Annotated in this window: 17 protein-coding genes and 1 tRNA gene; 11 read left to right on the top strand and 7 right to left on the bottom strand. The window is 69.8% G+C overall.

Features of this window, described 5'->3' with window-relative positions; genetic code table 11:
- The first annotated feature begins 34 nt into the window (after positions 1 to 34).
- From ABGB10_RS06510 to ABGB10_RS06490, 5 genes are all read left to right on the top strand, one after another.
- A complete protein-coding gene (locus ABGB10_RS06510; RefSeq protein WP_347659933.1) occupies positions 35 to 1246 on the top strand; it encodes a glycosyltransferase in 1212 nt (403 codons plus the stop codon).
- Positions 1247 to 1311: 65 nt separating this feature from the next.
- On the top strand, positions 1312 to 2466 hold the full coding sequence (locus tag ABGB10_RS06505; RefSeq protein WP_347659932.1) for a glycosyltransferase: 1155 nt from the start codon (positions 1312 to 1314) through the stop codon (positions 2464 to 2466).
- Positions 2463 to 3545, top strand: a complete 1083-nt coding sequence (locus ABGB10_RS06500) for a glycosyltransferase (RefSeq protein WP_347659931.1) — start codon at positions 2463 to 2465, stop codon at positions 3543 to 3545. Before ABGB10_RS06505 ends, ABGB10_RS06500 begins: the two co-directional genes overlap by 4 nt.
- Positions 3546 to 3567: 22 nt before the next feature.
- On the top strand, positions 3568 to 4632 hold the full coding sequence (locus tag ABGB10_RS06495; RefSeq protein ID WP_347659930.1) for a glycosyltransferase family 4 protein: 1065 nt from the start codon (positions 3568 to 3570) through the stop codon (positions 4630 to 4632).
- Positions 4629 to 6152, top strand: a complete 1524-nt coding sequence (locus tag ABGB10_RS06490) for a flippase (RefSeq protein ID WP_347659929.1) — start codon at positions 4629 to 4631, stop codon at positions 6150 to 6152. Before ABGB10_RS06495 ends, ABGB10_RS06490 begins: the two co-directional genes overlap by 4 nt.
- A 21-nt stretch (positions 6153 to 6173) precedes the next feature.
- Here ABGB10_RS06490 and ABGB10_RS06485 read toward each other — a convergent pair whose 3' ends face one another.
- A complete protein-coding gene (locus tag ABGB10_RS06485) occupies positions 6174 to 7874 on the bottom strand; it encodes a hypothetical protein (RefSeq protein WP_347659928.1) in 1701 nt (566 codons plus the stop codon).
- Between the two features lie 520 nt (positions 7875 to 8394).
- On the opposite strand from ABGB10_RS06485, the gene ABGB10_RS06480 reads away from it, so the two are divergent.
- The 3 genes from ABGB10_RS06480 to ABGB10_RS06470 all read left to right on the top strand — a co-directional run bounded on the left by ABGB10_RS06480 (position 8395) and on the right by ABGB10_RS06470 (position 11941).
- Entirely contained in the window at positions 8395 to 9930 is a 1536-nt protein-coding gene (locus tag ABGB10_RS06480) for a hypothetical protein (protein WP_347659927.1), read from the top strand.
- 158 nt (positions 9931 to 10088) lie between these two features.
- Positions 10089 to 10958 (top strand): glycosyltransferase family 2 protein, encoded by an 870-nt coding sequence (locus ABGB10_RS06475; protein WP_347659926.1) that lies wholly within the window; start codon positions 10089 to 10091, stop codon positions 10956 to 10958.
- Positions 10958 to 11941, top strand: a complete 984-nt coding sequence (locus ABGB10_RS06470) for a glycosyltransferase family 4 protein (protein ID WP_347659925.1) — start codon at positions 10958 to 10960, stop codon at positions 11939 to 11941. The genes ABGB10_RS06475 and ABGB10_RS06470 overlap by 1 nt, the downstream gene beginning before the upstream one ends.
- Positions 11942 to 12194: 253 nt before the next feature.
- Here the strand turns inward: ABGB10_RS06470 and ABGB10_RS06465 are convergent, their stop codons facing one another.
- Complete coding sequence (locus tag ABGB10_RS06465) at positions 12195 to 13496, bottom strand: sugar transferase (RefSeq protein WP_347659924.1); 1302 nt, start codon at positions 13494 to 13496, stop codon at positions 12195 to 12197.
- A 311-nt stretch (positions 13497 to 13807) separates the two neighbouring features.
- A complete protein-coding gene (locus ABGB10_RS06460) occupies positions 13808 to 14875 on the bottom strand; it encodes an LCP family protein (RefSeq protein ID WP_347659923.1) in 1068 nt (355 codons plus the stop codon).
- A gap of 119 nt (positions 14876 to 14994) precedes the next feature.
- Here ABGB10_RS06460 and ABGB10_RS06455 point away from each other — a divergent pair, with 119 nt between their 5' ends.
- The 3 genes from ABGB10_RS06455 (at position 14995) to ABGB10_RS06445 (ending at position 17753) form a co-directional block, all read left to right on the top strand.
- The gene (locus ABGB10_RS06455; protein WP_347659922.1) at positions 14995 to 15828 is read left to right on the top strand and encodes a class I SAM-dependent methyltransferase; all 834 of its coding nucleotides are present in this window, start codon (positions 14995 to 14997) and stop codon (positions 15826 to 15828) included.
- A 4-nt stretch (positions 15829 to 15832) separates the two neighbouring features.
- Positions 15833 to 16651 (top strand): MOSC N-terminal beta barrel domain-containing protein, encoded by an 819-nt coding sequence (locus ABGB10_RS06450; RefSeq protein WP_347659921.1) that lies wholly within the window; start codon positions 15833 to 15835, stop codon positions 16649 to 16651.
- Between the two features lie 112 nt (positions 16652 to 16763).
- Positions 16764 to 17753 (top strand): expansin EXLX1 family cellulose-binding protein, encoded by a 990-nt coding sequence (locus ABGB10_RS06445; protein WP_347659920.1) that lies wholly within the window; start codon positions 16764 to 16766, stop codon positions 17751 to 17753.
- Between the two features lie 276 nt (positions 17754 to 18029).
- Here the strand turns inward: ABGB10_RS06445 and ABGB10_RS06440 are convergent, their stop codons facing one another.
- The 4 genes from ABGB10_RS06440 to bcp form a co-directional block, all read right to left on the bottom strand.
- Entirely contained in the window at positions 18030 to 18560 is a 531-nt protein-coding gene (locus tag ABGB10_RS06440; protein WP_347659919.1) for a GNAT family N-acetyltransferase, read from the bottom strand.
- 91 nt (positions 18561 to 18651) lie between these two features.
- Positions 18652 to 18734: transfer RNA gene (locus tag ABGB10_RS06435), tRNA-Leu, on the bottom strand.
- The gene (locus ABGB10_RS06430) at positions 18720 to 19640 is read right to left on the bottom strand and encodes a hypothetical protein (protein WP_347659918.1); all 921 of its coding nucleotides are present in this window, start codon (positions 19638 to 19640) and stop codon (positions 18720 to 18722) included. Before ABGB10_RS06430 ends, ABGB10_RS06435 begins: the two co-directional genes overlap by 15 nt.
- Positions 19641 to 19670: 30 nt before the next feature.
- Entirely contained in the window at positions 19671 to 20147 is a 477-nt protein-coding gene (gene bcp / locus ABGB10_RS06425; RefSeq protein ID WP_347659917.1) for a thioredoxin-dependent thiol peroxidase, read from the bottom strand.
- Positions 20148 to 20203: the final 56 nt, after the last annotated feature.

Raw genomic sequence — 20203 nt, 5'->3', positions numbered from 1 at the left:
CTGAGTGGCGCTGCGAGCTGGAGATGATTTTATGGTGACGGCGTCAATGCCGGAGCAGGCCCGATTCGGCGAGGTTTCCCTGCCGAACGTGCTGATGCTGGGAACGGCCGAGTGGGATTCGCCGATCGCGACCAACCAGCACTACGTCGCGCGGGAGCTGTCGCGGAGCGCGAACATCACATTCGTCGAGTCGTTGGGTCTGCGCCGGCCCAAGCTGCGCCGGGACGATGTCGTCCGGATGGCCAGCCGGGTCAAGCGGGCCATCGGCGAACAGACGGAGACACCAGCCCACCGGCCCCGCCCGGCCAACGCGCAGATCGTGTCGCCCCTCGTGCTGCCGGTGCATCGCGCTCCGACGCTACCGCTGAACCGGGCGCTGCTGAGGCGCGCCACCGGTGCTTGGCTCCGCAGTCCTCACCCTCGTGTGCTGTGGACGTTCACCCCGGTCACGTATGGGTTGGAAGCGTCGGCGGACGTCGTCATCTACCACTGCGTGGACCTCCTGGCGACCTTCCCGGGCGTGGACGGTGTCGCCGTGGGCCGGGGGGAGAGGTCGCTGTCGTCGCGTACCTCCGTTGCCATCGCCACCAGTCAGGCGGTGCACGAGCACCTCGTCGGCGCCGGGTTCCCCAGGGTCGAGCTGCTGCAGAACGTGGCGGACGTTTCGGTTTTCACGGCGGCCAGTCGCCCTGCGGCCGAGCGTCGTCCCGCCGTTCTCTTCTCCGGCAACCTCACCGTCCACAAGCTGGACATGCCGATCCTCGAAGCGGTAGCCACCGCGGTGCGTGGTCGTGGCGAGCTGCTGCTGGCCGGTCCACTGGCAGCCGGTGGCGGCAGCTTCGACGCGGAACTGCGGCGCCTCGAGGAACTCGGGGCACGCCATCTCGGTGTCCTCACGCCCGCCCAGCTCGCCGAGGTGGCGGGTACGTGCGCGGTGGGGCTCATCCCGTACTCGATCAATGACTACACGCGGGGTGTCAGCCCGTTGAAGTGTTTCGAGTACCTGTCCTCCGGTCTGTCCGTCGTGAGCACCGGGCTCCCGTCGGTGACGGAGCTGGCGCGCACCAACCCGCACGTGACGATGGCCGCGGGGGACGACTTCGCCCAGCGCGTGGTGGAGCTGCTCGAACCGGCCTCCGACGCCGCGGTGACCGATCGGATGACGAGCGCGGCGGAGAATGGCTGGGAGGGCCGCGGCGCGGTGCTGCGGGAGCTCCTGCAGACCGAACTGACCCGCGAACGTTAGCGGGCGATGGGCAATGATCACCGGCCGCAACGCGGTCGAACACGGGGGAATCGGGTGGTGCCGGTATGAGCCGGGTACTTGTCGTGAGCGTCGAGCCGCCGTGGCCGGCGCAACACGGAGGGCGGATACGGACCGCCCGGGTCGCCGAGGCGCTGAGCAAGCAGGCCGAGGTGCTGGTCACGTTCCCCGACCACGGCAACCGTCAGGAGGATCCGCCCGTCGAGACCCGCCCGCTGGCCTGGTCACCGCCATCGGCGGTCCGCACCCGAGCCTCCGGTCGCCCCCACCTGGGTGGGCACTACATGGTGCCCATCGCCGAATCCCTGGACGCGCTCTGCGCCGACTTCCGGCCCGACGCGGTGTACTGGTCACACTCCTACCTGGCCGCGTGGGCGCCCCCGGCGTCCCGCCGGGTGCCGCAGATCGTCGAGTTCGCCAACATCGAGAGTCGACGTCTCCAGACCCTGGTGACCTCGGCTCAGGGCTGGCAACGGATGGCCCGTCGCGCCGAGGCGACCAAGGCCGGCTTCTGGGAGCCCCGGGTCGCGGCCCAGGCGGAGGTCTGTGTCGCGCTCGCACAACCGGACCTGGACGTCCTGAGCAAGTGGGCCCGGCAGGTCATCCTCGCCCCCAACGGCGTCGACATCTGGCCGTACCATCCGTCACCGTCGGACGGGTACGTGCTCGCCCTTGCGTCGTACGACTACGAGCCGAACGTGACGGCGCTGCGCGCGCTGGTGCGGGACGTCTGGCCCCTCGTGCACGCCGAATCCCCCGAGACCCGACTGGTGGTCGCCGGCCGGCGGAGTGAGGCACTGGCCTCGGAGTTCGCCGGTGTTCCCGGGGTCACCGTCCTCGGCACCCTCGACGACGTTGCGGAGGCGTACGCGGGTGCCGCGGTGACTGTCGCGCCCGCCACCACCGGCGGTGGTTCGCAACTCAAGCTGACCGAGTCGATGTCGCGTGGGCGTTCCGTCGTGATGAGTCCGTTCGCTGCCCAGGGCCTGCCCGACGCGCTGCGGGACGCCGACGCCTACTGGTCGGCGGACCATCCGCACTCCTTCGCGAAGGCGGTCGTCGACGCGGTACGCGACCTGCCCACCCGACACGCGCGGGAGCTCACCGGGTGGCAACGCTGCGAGGCACTCGGCTGGTCCCGGACGGTCGCCGAGGTCGTCGACACCGTCGCGGCCCTCGCCGCTCGAAAGGCGGCCCGGTGATCCGGCGTGTCCATCTCATCGAGTCCGGCGGTCGGGGCGGAGTCTTCAACCACACCGTCGAGGTGGCTGCCGGTCTGGTGGCACTCGGTGTGGACGTGGTCGTCCACACCGCCGACGACTGCGACGCCGCTCCCGCCACGGTGCGCCTCTGCCGGTGCGTGAGCTGGCACCGCGCGTCCTCCAGCCGGGTGGTCCGGCAGGCGCGGACGTCGGCGCGTTACGTCGTCCGGACCCTGCCCCACCTCCACCGCGCGATCGACCCGCAGGACGTCGTCCACATCCAGGGCATGTTCGCGCTGACCCCGGAGTTGGTGTCGGTGGCCCGGCGGCGCGCCGCGACGGTCGTCACCAGCCCACACAACACCTTCGTCCGGTCGAACGCTCCCGGGGGCGGACGCGCCCTGCGCAGCGCGCTCGAGGGCTCCGACCGGGTCCTCGTCTACTCCGACGCCGACCGGCGGCTGCTGCTCGACCGGGGGGTGCCGAACGTCGCGCAGGTTCCCCTGGTGCAGTGGACGCCGCCCGCCGATCCGGCACGGGTCCGACACTGGCGGGCCGAGCTCGACCCGGATGGTGGCCGGCTCGCCCTGCTGCCTGGTCAGGTCCGTTCCGACAAGAACCCGGAGCTGTTCGTCCAGGCGATGGCCGGCCTGCCCGGCTGGCGAGGTGCTGTGGTCGGCGAGGACCTGGGACCGGGCACACAGGTGGACTCGCTGGTCGCGCAGACCGGAGCGGCGGTGGTCACCGACTACCGCTACCTGGACGTCGACGACTTCACCGCACTGGTCGCCGCCGCCGACGTCGTCGTCGCGCCGTATCAGATCGCCAGCCAGTCCGGTGTCCTCGCGGTGGCAGCCCGGCTGGGTGTGCCGACCGCGGTCGCGCCGTGCGGAGGGCTGGGCGAACTGGCCACCGCCGTCGCGCGTGACACCAGCGTCGAGGCGGTACGCGACGCCATCGTCGCCGCGTATGACACCGGGGCGCAGCCGCTCGACACGGCCGACGCCGCCGGGCGTTACCTCCACGAATACAACGTCGCTCAGGAGAGCCGGACCGATGGCCGGACCCGTGTCGGCTGAGAAGAGGACGAGCTTGTCCACGATGACCGTCACGGTGGTCTCCGTCTCCGACACCGCCGGTGGGGCCGAGGCGCACACGGTTGCGCTCGGCCACGGTATGCGTGAGCGCGGCCACGACGTCGTGCTGTACGGCCAGTGCCCAGGTTGGGAGGAGCGCGGCCTGGCCCGGCGGGAGATCGGGCTCGGCCCGAAGTGGTCCCGCAAGACGATGGCCGCGGGCATTCTGCGGGTTCCCCTGGAACGGCACCGGACGCAGGTCGTCGCCGACGCCTCCGTCTACTACCTGCAGTTCAAACGGGAACAGATCGCCCTGACCGCGCCGCTGTCCCGTCGGGCGCCGGTGGTCTGGACCGAGCACGGGCGATGGATGGGCGGGCCGGCCGGACGTCTGCTCCTCGCGGGCTACGCGCGCGCCGCCGAGCATGTCTCCCGCGTGGTCTGCGTCGGCGAGGCCGTGGCGCGCGATCTCGAACCGGTCGTCGGTCGGGACAAGCTCGTCGTGGTGCCGAACTCGATCGACACCCAGCGCTATGCCGCTCCGTCGGCCGAGATGCGGGCGACGTTGCGCGAGCGGCTGCTGCCACGCCACTTCCAGGACCGTCGGGTCGCCATCCTCGCCTCCCGCCTGCACGGTGCCAAGCGCCACGACCGGGCGATCGCTGCGGCGCTGGCCAGCGGGAGTGCTCTGGTCGTCGTGGGCGACGGGCCGGACCGCGAGCGGCTCGAACGGCTCAGCGCGGGCAGCGCGGACGTGCACTTCACAGGTCACCGCGACGACGTGCCGGACCTCCTCGCGGCGAGCGACCTCTACCTCTACTGCGGGGCGGAGACCGACGGTACGCCGACCTGCGTGCTGGAGGCCGCCGCCGCCGGCCTGCCGATCGTGGCGTTCGACGGCGACCCCGGCACCGAACTCGTACCCCGCTGTGGGGGTCTGGTGATCGGTGACCCGTCGGAGTTGACTCCGGACCGGGCGGCAGGGCTCCTGGAACTGCGCGGGAGTGGCCTGTCGTACGTCGAGCAGCGGCACGGCCGCGAAGCCTGGCTGGACGCGTACGAACACATCTTCGGGGAGTGCCTTCGGTGACCGCGACCGACAGAACGACAACTGGGCCGGGTGACGGGGATGCCGCGACAGTCGGCACCCTTCCGGCGGACGCCGGAACGATCGACGAGCCGGGCGGCCCGACCGACGGCACCCGGTCGGCGCGGGGCCTGAGCACGGCCACCGCGATCTCCCTCGGCCTCCGGCTGCTGGGCATGGTGGTGGGCATGGCGACCACCTCCGTGCTGGCGCGCTACCTCAACCCGGAGGGGTACGGGGTCTTCGCCCTGGCGCTCACCCTCGGCACGGCGGCGGCACAGGTCGCCGACATGGGTACCACGATCACCGTGAGCTCCCGGATCGCACGGGAGAAGGCGGCAGCCGGCCGCATCCTGAGCACCGGCCTGGTCATCCGCACGTCGGTGGCGCTCGCCGCGACGGTGGCCCTGCTGATCTGCGCCGCACAGGGTCTGTTCGGCGAGTCGAGCGCGGTCGTCAGCGTCGTCGCCATCGCGACGCCGCTGTCCGCGGCGTCCATCCTCACCGCCGGGGCGATGGCACGTTTCCGGCCCGAGGTCTCGGCCATCCTCGCCCTCGTGCAGGGGGTCCTCTGGCTGGTCGCCGTGGTCGTCATCGCGGGCACCGGCGGCGACGTCGTTCTGCTCGCCTGGTTCTTCGTCGCCGTCGTCGTGTTGCAGACGGGCGTCGGTGTGGCGATCAATCGCCGGCTCGTACCACTCGGCCGGCCCTCGTGGGCGGAAGCGGGTCGGATCTTCGCGCTGAGTTGGCCGTTGGCGATCAGCGCGCTGGCCGTCATGGCCTACTACCGACTCGGGTCGGTGATCCTGTTCCACCTCCAGGGAGCCGCCGAGGTCGGCTACTACTCGGCCGCGTACAAGTTCCTGGACGTCGCCCAGCTCGGCCCAGCCATGTTGGTGGCTCCGCTGCTGCCCATCGTCGCCAACAGCATGTCGATGGATCCGCATCGCCGGACGCTGGTCTTCAGCCTGGCGACGCGCACCGGGGCCGTGATCGGTGTGGGTACCGCGGTCATGCTGATCGCGCTCGCCCCCGCTCTCGTCGCCTACCTGTACGGCGACGAGTTCGGTCCGGCGGTCGCGCCACTGGTCCTGCTGGCGGTGGCCTTCGTCGGCGTCACTCTGGGCTATGTCGGCACGACGATCTGCTCCGCTCTGGGCCTCGTGCGGCCGATCGCGGTGTTGACCGTCTCGGTGGCGGTCATCAACATCGCTGCCATGTTCTGGGCCTGCGCCCGATGGGGAGCCACGGGTGCGGCAGCGGTCGCCGCCGGGACGGAACTGATCATCGGTGTCGCCACCTGCCTTCTCGCCGCTCGGGCGATGGCGTCACGGCTGCCGGTGCGCGAGATGGCGAGTGTCTTCGTCGTCGGTGCGGTCACGATCCTCGTGCTGTGGCTGGTCCGGCTGCCCTGGCCGGTCGAGGCGGCGCTGGCCGGTGCCATGTTCGGCGGAGCGGTGCTGGTGGCACGTGCGCTCACCCCTGCCGATCTCAAGCGGGTGTTGTCGCGTAAGGCCCTCTGACGTGCGGCCGGCGTCACCTGCTCAGTAGGTGGCGCCGGTCCGGATGTTCTGCCAGGTCAGTCGGGAGCACACCACCGGCCCTGTCCCACACGACAGTCGGCCGTTGGTGTTCGTGGCGGTGCTGCCCTCCGCGCGTACGAGCCGGCTGACATCGACGGCCAGATCCTGTGCGTACGAGGTCACCGAACCGCCGGAGGAGATTGCCACTCCTGGCGAGCCGTGGGCGGTCCGCAGCGTGTCGCCCCGGACGACCGCCGCACCCGAGCTGTGGACCTTCAACAACCCGCCGGCTGTGTCTTCGATGGTGACCTCCGACAACCGCAGGTCGGTGTGGGTGTTCAGATTGACGAGCCAGGCCTTCCCGGTCGTCCGTACGTTGGTCAGGGCCAGTTGCGGCAGGGTGTGGGTCGCCGCGGCGGCGGCGACGAGGCCACCACCGCGGCCGGCGATGCCCGATTCCGACACACTCGCCTGACGGACGGCGGCGTTCTTGGCCCAGGTCGGCAGCTCCAGGAGGTAGCTGTCGCCGGGAGTAGCGGCGGTGACCGCACGCATGGCGAGGTCGTCCACCGTTCCGGCGACCCGCACGACGGGTGCGCCGGCGGCAGCCGCCGTGACGGTCAGGCGGTTCACCCGCAGCCGTTGGACCCGTGCGGTGCGGTCGACACCGACGACGGGCCCGGTGCCGAGTTGTGCCACCTCGGCACCGTCGATGGAAAGCTCTGCGACGGTCGCGGCGGTATGCGACGCGACCCGCAGCAGCGCGCCGTCCGCTCCCGGGTCGGCGAAGGTCAGCTCCCGGACCTGGACGCGGCCGATGTTCGAGCCGTTGAGGTACACGACATGCCGGCCGGGCACCGTGGCGGCGGTGACGCGCTCCACGGTCAGGTCGTCGATCTGGCCGCCGGTGGTGCGCCACTCGGCCGTGTCGTCGCCGATCCAGACGACGTTGTTGCGGGCACGACCGGCGACACCACGGACGGTGGTACGCAACGCGACGGTCTCCGGCGATCCGCCGAGAACCTTGACCAACGCCGCGGCGGAGGTCACGTCGATGTCCTCGATGTACGTGTCGGTGACCGGCCCGGAGACGTCGTCGTACGCCTGCCAGTCGCGGGGTGTGATGGCGACCGTGTCGTCGCCGGTGGTGCCCCGCAGCGTGGTGATCCTGGTCCGGGCGGCCGGCCCCTGGATGTGCACGCCGTCGGACCGCACGTCGAAGGTGATCCTGGCGACGGTGGCGTCTGCGACGTCGCCGAGGGAGATCGCGTACTTGTCACCGGAGGTCTTGACCGCCAGCCCTTCGATGACCAGGTTGTCGACCCGCCGGAACCGCAGCGTGTGCAGATCCGGGCCGATGCCCCTGGCCATGTCGGCGCGAACCCAGGTGCCACCTGTCACTCGGATGTCCCGGTCCCGGCCGCCGCCCGCGACTGCCATGTTGGTGAGCAGGTTGCAGCCGCTGCCCGGCACCAGGGTGACGGTGCTGTCGGACATGACGAGGGTGGTGCCGCTGTGCAGCACGAGCGGGCCGCTGACCAGATAGCGGGCACCCGCGGGGGCATGGATGAGGCCACCGGCGCCGATACGGAGTGCGGTGTTGAGCGCCGCGGTGTCGTCGCCCCCGGACGGCGTGGGCAGCACAGCGCGTCTCGGCCGAGGCGCGTCACTGGCCAAGGCCAGGCAGCCGGCGACGGCAATGAGGCTGCGACGGGTGATCATGTCCGGCTCCGTGGGTGATCGGCGAACTCGTCAGGACGCCGGGCGGTGCACGCGGTAAGAGACGGGTAAGCACAGCCGTCGGCATACTACTGAAAACACCCGGCCGGCGGTGCGTCGGGACAAACTTCCCCTGGCGTCGGCAGGCGTGTTGCCTGATACTGTTTGCCGCGACGGCCGGAGGCCGTCGTTTTCCACCTATGACAATGCGCGCAACCGCTGCGATCTCAGGATTGCCACGCTGGGCCGTCCCGTGACTGCCACGGCAACCGGTTCGGCGTTGTACTCAACGGTTTTCATGGCGAAGGCGGCGATGGGTTCCAGAGGGACGGCGGCTGAACCGGGCATCGGAGCCGCCGATATCAGTTCGCCCCGCCAGCCCGTCGACCGGCTCGACATCACGGCCGGACCCGAGGGTGTCGCCGATCGATCAAGCGTCTCCGGTTGGCTGCTGCGGGCCGTCGGTCCACTGAGCGCCACCGTCCGTCGGCCACTCGGTTGGGCATCTTTCGTCGCTGCGGCCATGTCTGCCGCATACATTCTCTGGACTGTGCCGTCGGCCATCGGGGTCTTCTTCGCGGCGACGCTTCCGCTGCTTGTTCTCCGCCTCCCACTGGTGGGCGTCGTCCTCGTGGTGGTGCTCGCTCAGGAGATCGCGCCCAACGGACGATTCGGGATGCTGACGACGTTCGGCTACCAATTGTTTCTCGGGTCAGGAAAGATTCCCGCCGTCCTGCCGCTCGCGCTGACGGCGGTGCTCGCGGCCGGCGCCCAGTGGTGGCCGCCGAGGAATGTCCGCCTCCGGTCGACTGGAGGAGTGCTGCTCGGCCTGGCCGTCGCACTCGTGGCCCTGGCCGCGGTCAGCGGACTGATTCACGGTCAGTCGGTCTTCTCGGCCGTCAACCAGAACGCCCGGCCCTTCGTCCTGCTCGTCCTGGGTCTCGTCCTCGGCCTGAGCCTGCGGGTGTTGGGGGACGACTGGAGGCGCTTCGGGGTGCTGGTCGGCGCCGCCCTGACTGCTCTGTTGATCAGTGCCGCTGTCGCCATCCGACTGGGCGCGGTCGCCGACGATCGGCTCAGCGACTACTTCGTCTACTACGACTCGGCGTTGCCGGCGATCGCGGTCGCCGCGTTCCTCGGAACGCTCGGCGACCGTGGGTGGCGCTGGGACTGGCAGCACATGGTGGTGGCCGTCGCCGGGCCGCTGCTCCTTCTGTTCAGCTTCCGGCGCAGCGTATGGCTCGCAGCCGTCGCTGTCGGCGTCGTCGTCCTCGTGCTGACGTGGGCACGATGGAAGCCCATGCTGAAGCAGTTGACCTTCGCCGGGCTCGTCGTCGCGGTGGTGGTGCTCGCCGCGCCGGGCCTCGCCGCGGACGTCGGCCTGCGCAGTGTGGGTAGCTTCGGAACGGGCAGCGCCGATGACCGCCCCAGCGGCGGTTCCTGGGTGGCAGGCAGCACGCCGAGCAGACCGGCCACGCCCAGCAACCCGGCCACGCCCAGCAAGCCGAGTCCGACCACACCGTCTCCGAGCCCCGCGCAGCCCGTGACTCCGAAACCGTCGACAGCCGCGCCCCGCCCGTCACCGAAGCCGCCCGCCCCGGACAGTGCCGGGCTCCAGGCCGCATCGACGAGCGGACACATCAGCGATCTGCAGGTCGGGTGGGATCACGTCCGGGCGAACCTGTGGACCGGGGTGGGGCCGTCGTCCCCGCAGCTCTCCGGGCTCACCGCCAGCGCTTCCACCCGGGTGTACGTGCACAACGAGTTGCTGCAGAACTGGTTGCGTTACGGCCCAGCGGCACCGGTGCTCGTCTTCGTCTTCCTGTCGGTCGCCGGTCTCGCTGCTCTGGGGCGTCTTCGTGATCCGAGCAGCGATGTCGTCGTCCGGGGCGCGGCGGTGTTCTGCCTGATCGCACCGTTGTGCTTCATGACCGCGCCGTTCCTGTCCGAGACGAGTCGGTGGCCCGTACTGATGGGTGTCGCCGCCGGGATCGTCGGCCAGGCCGTCGGCACGTCACGTGGAGACAACGCGCGCTCCACCTCGGGCGGAGGACAGTGACCGGCCGGCGACGGCGGTTCACGACCCGCACCGCCGGTCCGGTCCCCGGAACGCCACGTTCGTGACGTAGAGGCCCGAAGCAGGTCCAGCACAAACAGATTCTGGTCGAGCGGCGTGTGGAGGTCATAGTGCAAGGCGTACCGCAGAGTGGGCACCAGGTGAGCCCGGAGGGAATGGCCACGGTGTCCGTGGTCGTACCCACCCGGAACAGGAGCCAGCTCGCCTACGCGCGAGCGCAGTGGGCGCTGTCGCAGCCTCTTGTCCAGCAGGTGATCTTCGTCGTCGACGGGAGCGCGGACGACACGGTTGCCCGGCTGCAGAGCCTCGCCGACCAGGACGCCCGCCTCCAGATCATCGTCAACGAGCGCAACGTCGGTCCGCCGAAGGCCAAGAACATGGGGATCCGTGCCGCGACGTCGGAGTGGGTCTTCATCATCGACGACGACGACGTGCCCAGCCCGAACCTCATCGCCGAACTCGTCCAGGTCGCCAATGAGGCGGGTGCTGACGTGGTCGGCGTGCCGTGGTTCAACATCGGCCAGGGGGAGGACGTCGAGGAGCGCATCGCCACGGCGCCGAGGTCGCCTGGCGGTCCCAAGCTCGAACAGCCGGGCATCTTCCCCGAGTCGGCCTGGGCGGACTGCGTCTGGATGCCCGCCAACGCACTCTTCCGGCGGTCCGTCTTCGAGGTGACCATGTACGACGAGTACTACGCCGGAAACTACTACCGCGAGGAGACGGACTTCTTCGTGTCGGCGGTGCGGGCGGGTCACCGGGTAGTGGTGACGGATCGCGGTTACACGTACATCCGCTCCCGCACCGGCGGTGGCATCGAGAAGGCGTCGAAGGCCCGTTACGAGTACTTCGTGATCCGCAACAACTGGTACTTCCTTCGAAAGCACGGTGCGTGGCTCCGCGCCGAGGGGCTGATCCGCGGCTCAGGTCACGAGCAGCTGTCCCTGATCAGCCGACGGACCAAGCCGTTGGCCCGTGCCGCCAGCCGGCGCCTCACCCGTTGGGCCCGATGATGAGGGCCGCGATCGTCAGCCCCGACCCGACCAGCAACTCGGGAGGCGTCGAACGCTTCTGCCACACGCTCAGCGACGTCATCGGGCGGCTCGGAGGTGTGGCCCAGGTCGTCGGCGCCACCGAGCTGGACTCGGTCGCCCACGATCTGGTGATCACGAACGGCATGGTCAGCCGCCGGTCGTCAGCTCCCCGGATCCACGTCTACCACGGGTGCTGGGTGGACCACGTCCGTCTGGGAACTCGAACCAACGCGTACTCGCTGCAGTGGCGAACGCAGTTCCTACTCAAGGGTGCGGCGAAGGAGATCTGGGCGGGCGCCAACGCTTACCGGGTGGCCGTGTCGCAGCCGACCGCCGAAGAGGTGGAGCAGTGGTACCGCCTCCGGGTCCACCGGGTGATCCCGAACGGGATCGACACCACCACGTTCGTGGTCGGTGATCGCGATGCCGCCCGCAGCCAACTGGGGATCTCGCCGGACGAGAAGCTGGCCCTGTTCATCGGTCGTGCCGAGGCACGCAAGCGGCCCGACATCGCGGTCGCTGCCGCGTCCCGGGCAGGCTACCGACTGATGACCGCCGGCGCGGGCACCGTCGACGGCGCGACCAGCCTGGGCGTGCTGTCCCCGTCGGAGCTGCGCACCTGGATCCAGGCGGTCGACTGTGTGCTCGCGCCGAGCGACTACGAGGCGTGTTCCCTTGCCATTCTGGAGGCGATGGCCACCGGCACTGCAGTCCTGACCACGCGGGTGGGTTATGTCCGCACTCTCATCGAGCAGGTGCCGGGCTACCGCGATCTGACGGCGGCAGCCGGCGACCTGGACGAGTTCACCGGGGCGCTGACGCTACTCCCGTCCAGGGGGCAGGCGGTCGCGGATGCCACCGCGTTCGTGCGGGCGGAGAACAGCCTCGACCGCTTTGCCGAGCACTGGTCTGCGGCGATCGACGAGGTCATGAAGAGGACGACCACGGCCGGCAGCCGCTAGACGAGCAAGTCCGCACCCGGGCTCGGGCTGTGGGCGCGGCCGGCGGTGACCGTCGGTCACCTCCGTGGGGGGCGGATACGACAGTGAGCGATATACCTCAGAGTCATATCTATGACTCTGAGGTATATCGCTCAACAGCACATCGACACGGCGGGTCAGCCGAAGCGGATGGCGAGCGCCCACGCGAGCGGTAGACCGACGGGGTGCGAGAGAAGGTGCCCGGCCTGAGGCGGCTGTCGGCGCGTGACGCCGGTCAGCGACCGCCGCCGCGGAAGACCTCCGCGATGGTACGCAGCACGACCTTGATGTCCAGCCACAGCGACCAGTTCTCGATGTAGTAGTTGTCGAACCGCGCCCGGTCGGAGATCGGCGTGTCACCACGGAGACCACTGACCTGCGCGAGCCCGGTGAGACCCACCGGAACCCGGTGCCGCATCGCGTAGTTCGGATACTCCGCCGAGAACTTCTCCACGAAGTACGGCCGCTCCGGGCGCGGCCCGACCACGCTCATGTCGCCGCGCAGGATGTTCCACAGCTGGGGAAGCTCGTCCAGGGAGGTGCGGCGCATGAACCGACCGATCGGGCCGACCCGCCGGTCGTTCGCGATCGACCAGTTCGTCTGTGACTCGGTCTCGTCGACCGGGCGCATCGAGCGGAACTTGACCACGTTGAACGGCTTTCCGAACCGGCCGATCCGCTCCTGGTAGAAGAAGATGCCCCGCCCGCCGTCGATGAAGGTCGCGAGCGCGCACAGCAGCAGCACCGGGCTGAGCAGGAGCAGGGCGAGGGCGGCGACCACCACGTCGGAAGCCCGCTTGATCGCCCAACGCGGACCGGAGAGCGAGATGTCACCGACCTTCACGATCGGGATCGCTCCGATGTGGTCGGGGTATCCGCCCTGCGAGCGGGACCCCCACAGGCGCGGCACCTCCCACAGGTCGCAGCGCGAGCTCTGGGGCAGCAGGAGAGTGTCCATCAGGTCCGACTCCGGGCAGTCGGGGTCGGCGATGACCAGAACCTCACACTTCAGCACCCGGACGAGCTTCTCCAGGTCGTTGAGGCTGCCGAGGAGAGGAAGCGACGCCGGGTCCTGCTGCGCGGTCACGTCGACGCAGCCGACGAAGCGCAGCCCGTACTGCGGATAGCGGCGCAGCAACCGGGCCAGTTCCAGGGCGATCGGGCCGCTGCCGATGATGATGGCGTTGTGCTCCACCCAACGCCGCTTGCGCACCAGGATGGTGAGTGCCCGGCTGAGCGCCCGACCGACGATCACCAGACACGCGGAGATGGCGACGCCACGCATGAATCCGCCGACGTACTCGACCGAGGAGTGGCGTTCCGCGGCGATGATGGCCACCACCGCGGCGGACGCCAGCAGACGCCCGACGATGCTCGGCAGCTCGTCCAGGATGCTCACGTGCCGGCGGGCCTGGTAGAGCCCGCCGGCCGCGAAGATGGCCATGGTGAGCCCGGCGTTGACGAGCGTGCCGCGCCAATAGTTCTGCGAGATCACCAGTGGGAAGAGCAGCGCCGCGACGTCAATCGGAACCGTCATCATCCAGGCCCGCAGCAATCGCGTCCGAGACGACGTCCGGGACCCGGCGTACGGCAGGACCGCCGTGGTTTCCAGGCCCGGCTGAGGTGCCGGCGCGGTCCTCGGCGCTGGCGAGACCGGGCGCTGGACCGGGCCGGCCTGCTCGCCGGACCATTGCTGTGGTACGTCTGATCGGCTTGCCGTTGAATGACCCGACATGGTCAACCTTTCCCCCGTTAGTCCTTCGGAATTCGCACATCGAGCCGAAGGGCGAAGGAAGGATACGACCAGGTCAGGGCCGCCGGTATAGACGAAGGGCCGATTTCCACTGGCTACTTTGTCGCGGCTGCAATCTCCCCTACCGCGTCACGGCGAATTGCATCGAAGACACGCTCCGCTTTCGGCTTGTCGACGAGGACAACGCTCTCGTTGCCCATTTGACCGGTGCCCTTGGTGGGGCAGGTCAAGAAGCTGAGCTGCCCGCTGCGCAGGTGTCGCAGCTGCGTTGCCAGGTCCACCAGGGACATCGACTCGTCGACCGCGACGGCGTCGGCGGTGGCCCGGACGAACGAGTTCAACTTGGTGGGGCTGCCCAGCGTGCCACCGGAAGCGGCCTTGTCCAGGATCGCCTTGATGACCTGCTGCTGGTGCTTGATCCGGGTGAAGTCGCCCTCGGCGAACGCGTACCGTTCACGGGCGTAGTCCAGTGCCGCGCCACCATCCATGGTCTGACGACCCGCGGCGAACTCCCGCCGTCCGTCCGGGTTCAACGAGTGCTTCGACGTGAAGGCCTTCTCCACGGTGATGTCGATGCCGCCAAGGGCGTCCACGATCTCCTTGAAGCCGGCGAAGTCCACCATCGCCACGTTGTCAACGCGGACGCCGGTGAACTTCTCCACGGTCTGCACCATGAGCGGAACGCCACCCCACGCGAACGCCGCGTTGATCTTCGCGTCTCGACCACCCCGGCCCTGCGGCGACTCCGGCACGCTGACCCAGCTGTCCCGAGGGATCGAGATGAGCTGCGCGCTCTGCCGGTCCTTCGGAAGGTGGGCCAGGATGATGGTGTCGGTCCGGGAGCCGGAGCTGTTCTCCGGATCGCGGGAGTCGCTGCCGAGAATCATGATGTTCAGGGCGCCCTTCGCGACGACCTGGGGCCGGGACTCCTCCGGTACGTCCGCGAAAGCGTCGACCCGTTCGATGCCCGAATTGATCGAACGGAAGTAGAGGCCTCCGGCGACCATGCCACCACCAGCGAGCAACGCGACGACCACAAAAGTGATCAGCGCGATCTTCCGCCACCGGCGACGCCGCGGAGGCTTCGCCTCGGTTGGTTCAGATGGTTGCTGCGCGGCGATGAACTGAGTCTCGGGCTCCGCGTACTCTTGGCGATACTGCATGCCGCGATGCTACTGATTGCGGGTTACAGTCACGTACCCCCATCCGGGCCATACGGTCTCACATCCTGACCAAAAAACTTTCTGCCCAGACGTTCGCCTGAACCTGGTATGAAGCAGCGGTGGACGCTACGCAACTGCGCCGAGCCATCGCCCGTACCCCACTCGCACCCGTCGCCGCGTTTCCCAAGCGGCTCGCCCGGGTCGCCCGTCACGACGCCAAGGTGCTGCGCATCTCGGCCCGGTGGCTGGTCACCTCCCGGGAGCATCACAACTACACGTACGAGCTGACCAAACTGAGCCGTCACCATCTGGCCTGGTTCGTCAGCGTGGTCTGCGGCCGCCCGGTCCAGCAGGTCCGGGGTTGGCTCGACGAGATCGAGTCCGACCAGGTGCTGCGCCAGCACATCGAACGGGCCACCGCCGGCGCGGCCCGCCGCGGTCTCGCCGACAAGAAGGTCCACTACGCCCGACGCGTCGGCTGGTACGCGATCGTCCGGGCCACCCGCCCCGCACACATCGTGGAGACCGGCGTCGACAAGGGGCTGGGCACCTGCGTCCTGGCCTCCGCCCTGCTGCGCAACGCACAGGAGGGGCACCCAGGTCGGGTCACCTCACTGGACATCAACCCCGAGGCCGGCTACCTCGCCGCCAGCGAGCCCTGGTCGGAGGTCGTCGACCTGGTGATCGGCGACTCGATCGCCTCGATCGGCGCACTGGACCGCCCGGTCGACCTGTTCCTGCACGACAGCGACCACAGCCGTGCCCACGAGAAGCGTGAGTTCGACGCCGTGGAGCCGAAACTCGCCCCCGGCGCGCTTTTGCTCACCGACAACGTCACCAGCACCAACGTGCTCGCCGAACACGCCGAGCGCACCGGCCGGCGGTTCCTCGCCTACCGGGAGAGCCCCGCCAACCACTGGTACCCGGGCGACGGGATCGGCGTGGCATGGTGAGCGGGTGCGGCTGACCTCGATCCACACGTACCCGGTCAAGGGATGTCACCGGCTCGACCACGACGGCGCGTTCGTGCAGCCGTGGGGCCTGGCCGGCGACCGGCGATGGATGGTCGTGGACGCCGGCGGCGTCGGCGTCACCCAACGGGACACCACCCGGCTGGTCGACCTGCGCGCCACCGCGCGTCCCGGCGGTCTGACACTGCGCGCCGCCGGGCAGCCCGACCTCGACGTGCCCGAACCGACCGCCGGTGAACCGGTCCCGGTGCGGACCTTCCGCAGTCGCACGTTCCCGGTCCCCGCGCTGCCGGCCGGCCGGGCGGCCGACGACTGGCTCGGCGCGCTGCTCGGCCGACCGGTCCGGCTGGTCTGGCTGGCCCGACCGACCCGCCACCTGGCCGCCGGGTCCCGCGAACACGACACCGGTGACCAGGTCAACTTCGCCGACGCCTACCCGCTGCTGCTGGCGAACACCGCCTCCCTCGACGCCCTCAACGACTGGCTGGCCGAGGCGGCGGAGGAGCCAGTGCCGATGGCCCGGTTCCGGCCCAACCTGGTGGTCGACGGGGCATCGGCCTGGGCCGAAGACGACTGGGTTGGCCGGCCGCTGCGCATCGGTGACCTGCGCTTCCGCGCCGCCGGGCCGTGCGACCGCTGCGTGGTGACCACTACCGACCAGGAGACCGGGGTACGCACGAAGGAGCCGCTGCGCACACTCGGACGACACCGCAACGTCAAACAGAAGCTCCTCTTCGGACTGCACCTGATCCCGATCGACAGTGGACAGCTGAAACTGGGAGACCCCATCGTCATCACACCCTGACCGGGCGCGACAACCCACGATCGAAACGCGCCGATCACCGTCCGTCGATGCTGTCTTAGCTTTGGCTTAGCCGGCTTGTCCGTGCGCGCCCGGGTCCGGCAGCATCGCCGTCGTGACGGACGTCAGCGCGGTCGACATCGACATCGACCTGGACCACGCTCCCCAGGAGCAGCCCGCGTCGTCGTCCCGCGCGATGCCGTGGCTGGTCGCCACCGGCGTCACAGTCGTCGCGGCGGCGCTCGGACTCACCCTGACCCTGCGGTCCGGCTCCGCCCCGGCCTGCGCCGCCGGCCGGGCGCTCGTCGCCGCGCCACCCACCGGCAACGCCACGCACAACGGCAAGGCGACCTTCTACGACTCGAAGGGCGCCGGCGGCAACTGCTCGAACCCCGCGGCCCCGGCCAATCGGCTCTACGTCGCGCTCGGCCCGACCGAATACTCCGCCGGCGCCGCCTGCGGCGGATTCCTCGACGTGACCGGCCCGAAGGGCACCGTCCGCGTACTGATCATGGATCAGTGTCCGGAGTGCGCGCCCGGGCACCTCGACCTGTCCCGCGAAGCGTTCGCCCGGATCGCCGACCCGGTCCAGGGCCTTGTCCCGGTCACCTACCGCGCCGTGGTCAACCCGCCACTGCCCGGACCGCTCACCTTCCGGATGAAGGAGGGCGCCTCGCAGTGGTGGTTCGCCGTCCGCGTCGGCAACCACGGCAACCCGCTGCGGTCCGTCGAGGTCCGGCAGGGTGACAGTGGCGCGTGGCAGTCGGCCGCCCGGCAGGACTACAACTACTGGCTGATCGCCTCCGGCGCCGGGCCCGGTCCGTTCAGCATCCGCGTCAGCGACGTGTACGGAAACCGGGTCACCGTCGGCGGCGTCCGGATGGCACCAGGTCAGGTGCAGAACAGCACGGTCCGGATGTACGGGCGCGGCGCCGTGGCGGCCACCCCGCGCGCGTCCGCATCGGCCCGCCCACCCGGAAACCGGCCGGCGGTCACGCCGACCCCGGCCCGCCGCCCGGTCGAGGTGGCGAAGGCGAGCACCTCGGCCAGCGGCACACCGAGCGCCCAGTCGGCCGCGGCGAACGCCCGCTGGTGCACGGGCTGACCGCGCCTCGCCGGATCGCCCCAAGCCCCGCGCGCCCCGCCGCGCCCCGCGCCCCCGCCGCGCCGCGCGCCCGCGCCGCACGCTCCGCGCCCAAGATCCGAGCAACTTCCCGGATGTTGCTGCCTCGAAGCCGCAGGAGACACCAACATCCCTGATGTTGCGGGGATCATGGCGACGAGCACCCGGCGCGGTCGGTGCCTTGACGCTCTGCTGCGCCGCCTCCTGGCTCGACAACCACTCTCGGCCCGGGCCTCGCAACCGCCGGTGCCCTGCGCGTTACTGCCGTTGCGGCGTCAGGTCCCGCCACATCAGGATCTCGTCCCGGTCGTCGTCGGGGGCCACCCGCAACGCGCCCGGCAGGCGGCCGATCTCCCGGTACCCGAGGCGGTCGTAGAACTTGTCCAATCCCAGCCCGTCGCGCACCGTGACGTGCAACGCCTCGTGGCCGAACTCCAGGGCCAGCCGGGCCGCCTCGACCATCAGCGCGGAGCCGTAACCGGTGCCCTGGGTGTCCGGGTGGACCATCACCCGCTTCAACACACACCAGTGCGCCTTCAACGGGAAACGGTTGTCAGTGAAGATCAGCATCGCCGCCAGCCGGTCACCCGAGTAGCCCACCAGCAACCGGTCCGGACCGTTGGCGATCCCGGCGAAGGTCGGGTCGGCGAGGATCTGGACGTCGGCCGCCGTGACCGGCGGCACGAAACCGACCGCGCCGCCAGCGTTGGTGACGGCCGCCCAGAGGTCGACGATCTCGGCGCGGAGCCGCGGGGTCAGGTCGGGGTCGAGGACGAAGCGCAGACTCACGCCTGCCATCCTGACCCGACGACCAGGCCCGCGACCCACGACAGTGACGCGCCCGACAGCTGTCGTCTGGCAAGTGGTGCTCGTTGAGTTGTGCGGGAGAGGGGACTCGAACCCCTACGCCCTTTCGGACAATAGGACCTAAACCTATCGCGGCTGCCGTTACGCCACTCCCGCCAATTCGCTGAGTCTAGAGCGTCTGGCTTCGACGGTGTTGAGCCCGGCCTCCTTGAGGATGGCCGAGATCGTGTTGTGACTCACTCGGCATGCCCCGCCAGGCAGGTCACGGAGGATGCCGGACAGTCGCTTCGGTCCGACATCCGGATGTGTAAGCGCCTGTGCTATCACCGCATCACGATGAGCCCTCGAACGCCAGCTGCGGTCCGGACGTGCCCTCAACAGGCCGTCCTGCTCGAGTCTCCGCCGAATCTTGTACAGGTACGCCGGGGCCCAACCCAACTGCCGTGCCGCCTCCACGGCCGTCATCTGCTGCGCGTCGACCCGACCGAACAGGCCGACGATCTCCTCCCGGGTGGCCGGTCGGCGTCCGGAGCCGGTCGTCCCGTGCGAGTGTTCTTCCCCACCGGAGGGCTCCGCGAGGATGGCGAGATCAGACGTCCGGTTCCGGCCAGCGTAGGTCGTGGTCTGGCTGTGACAGTTCGGGCAGAGGAGCCGAAGGTTCGGTGGTCGGTTGTCGAGGAAGTCCCCGTTGATGTGGTCGACGTGCAGGATGAGTGGAACGCCTCGCCACGTTGGCCCAGTCCCGCAGCCTTCGCACTCCTCCGGCACGCCCAGTGTGCCCAGCGCCCACTTCAACCGCGCTCCGGGCGTCCGGCGGGACCCTTCGGGCAGCACGACCAGAAGTTGTGCTGATGTGGTGCGCCGTTCGCCTCGGCGGCCCTTGTTGTGCGCCTGCCTGGTGAAATGCGAGGTGTCGATGCCGAACCTCTTGAGCTGCCGGCTGATGTGCGCGTGCGAGCCGCCGCTGACGCGTACGCCGAGCAGGCGCATCACCTCGGTGATGTTGCGCGCGGCGGCGGCAGCGGTGGCGAGCGCCTCGGGTGTGTACTTGTATCGAACCATTCACCGAACGTAATGGCCCGGTGTGACAGCTCAGTCCAGGCCGAGGTCGCGGCGGAGCTTGGCGACGTGACCGGTGGCCTTGACGTTGTAGAGCGCGCGTTCGATATTGCCGTCGGCGTCGATCACGAAGGTCGAGCGGATCACGCCGGTGACGGTCTTGCCGTAGAGCTGCTTTTCGCCGTACGCGCCGTAGGCGGTCAGCACCGCCTTGTCCTGGTCCGACACGAGCGGGAAGGTGATCGCGTCGCGCTCGCGGAACTTCGCCAGCTTCTCCGGCTTGTCCGGGGAGAGGCCGACGACCTCGTAGCCGGCCGCCTGGAGCGAGGCGAGGGAGTCGCGGAAGTCGCAGGCCTGCTTGGTGCAGCCGGGGGTCATCGCGGCCGGGTAGGCGTACAGGACGACCTTGCGGCCTCGCAGGTCGGCGAGGGAGAGCTGGTCGCCGGTGTCGGTGGCGAGGGTGAACTCGGGTGCGGGGTCACCGGGGGAGAGTCGGTCGGGCGCGGTCATGGCCCGACCATACCGCCGAGGTGGGACGTGCTGTCGCCGCCGGCGGCCTGGGCTGA

Source organism: Micromonospora sp. B9E7 (assembly GCF_039871815.1).
Taxonomy (GTDB): Bacteria; Actinomycetota; Actinomycetes; order Mycobacteriales; family Micromonosporaceae; genus Micromonospora.
The sequence above is the reverse complement of the archived record's forward strand: the minus strand, read 5'-3'. Positions and strand labels throughout refer to the sequence as shown.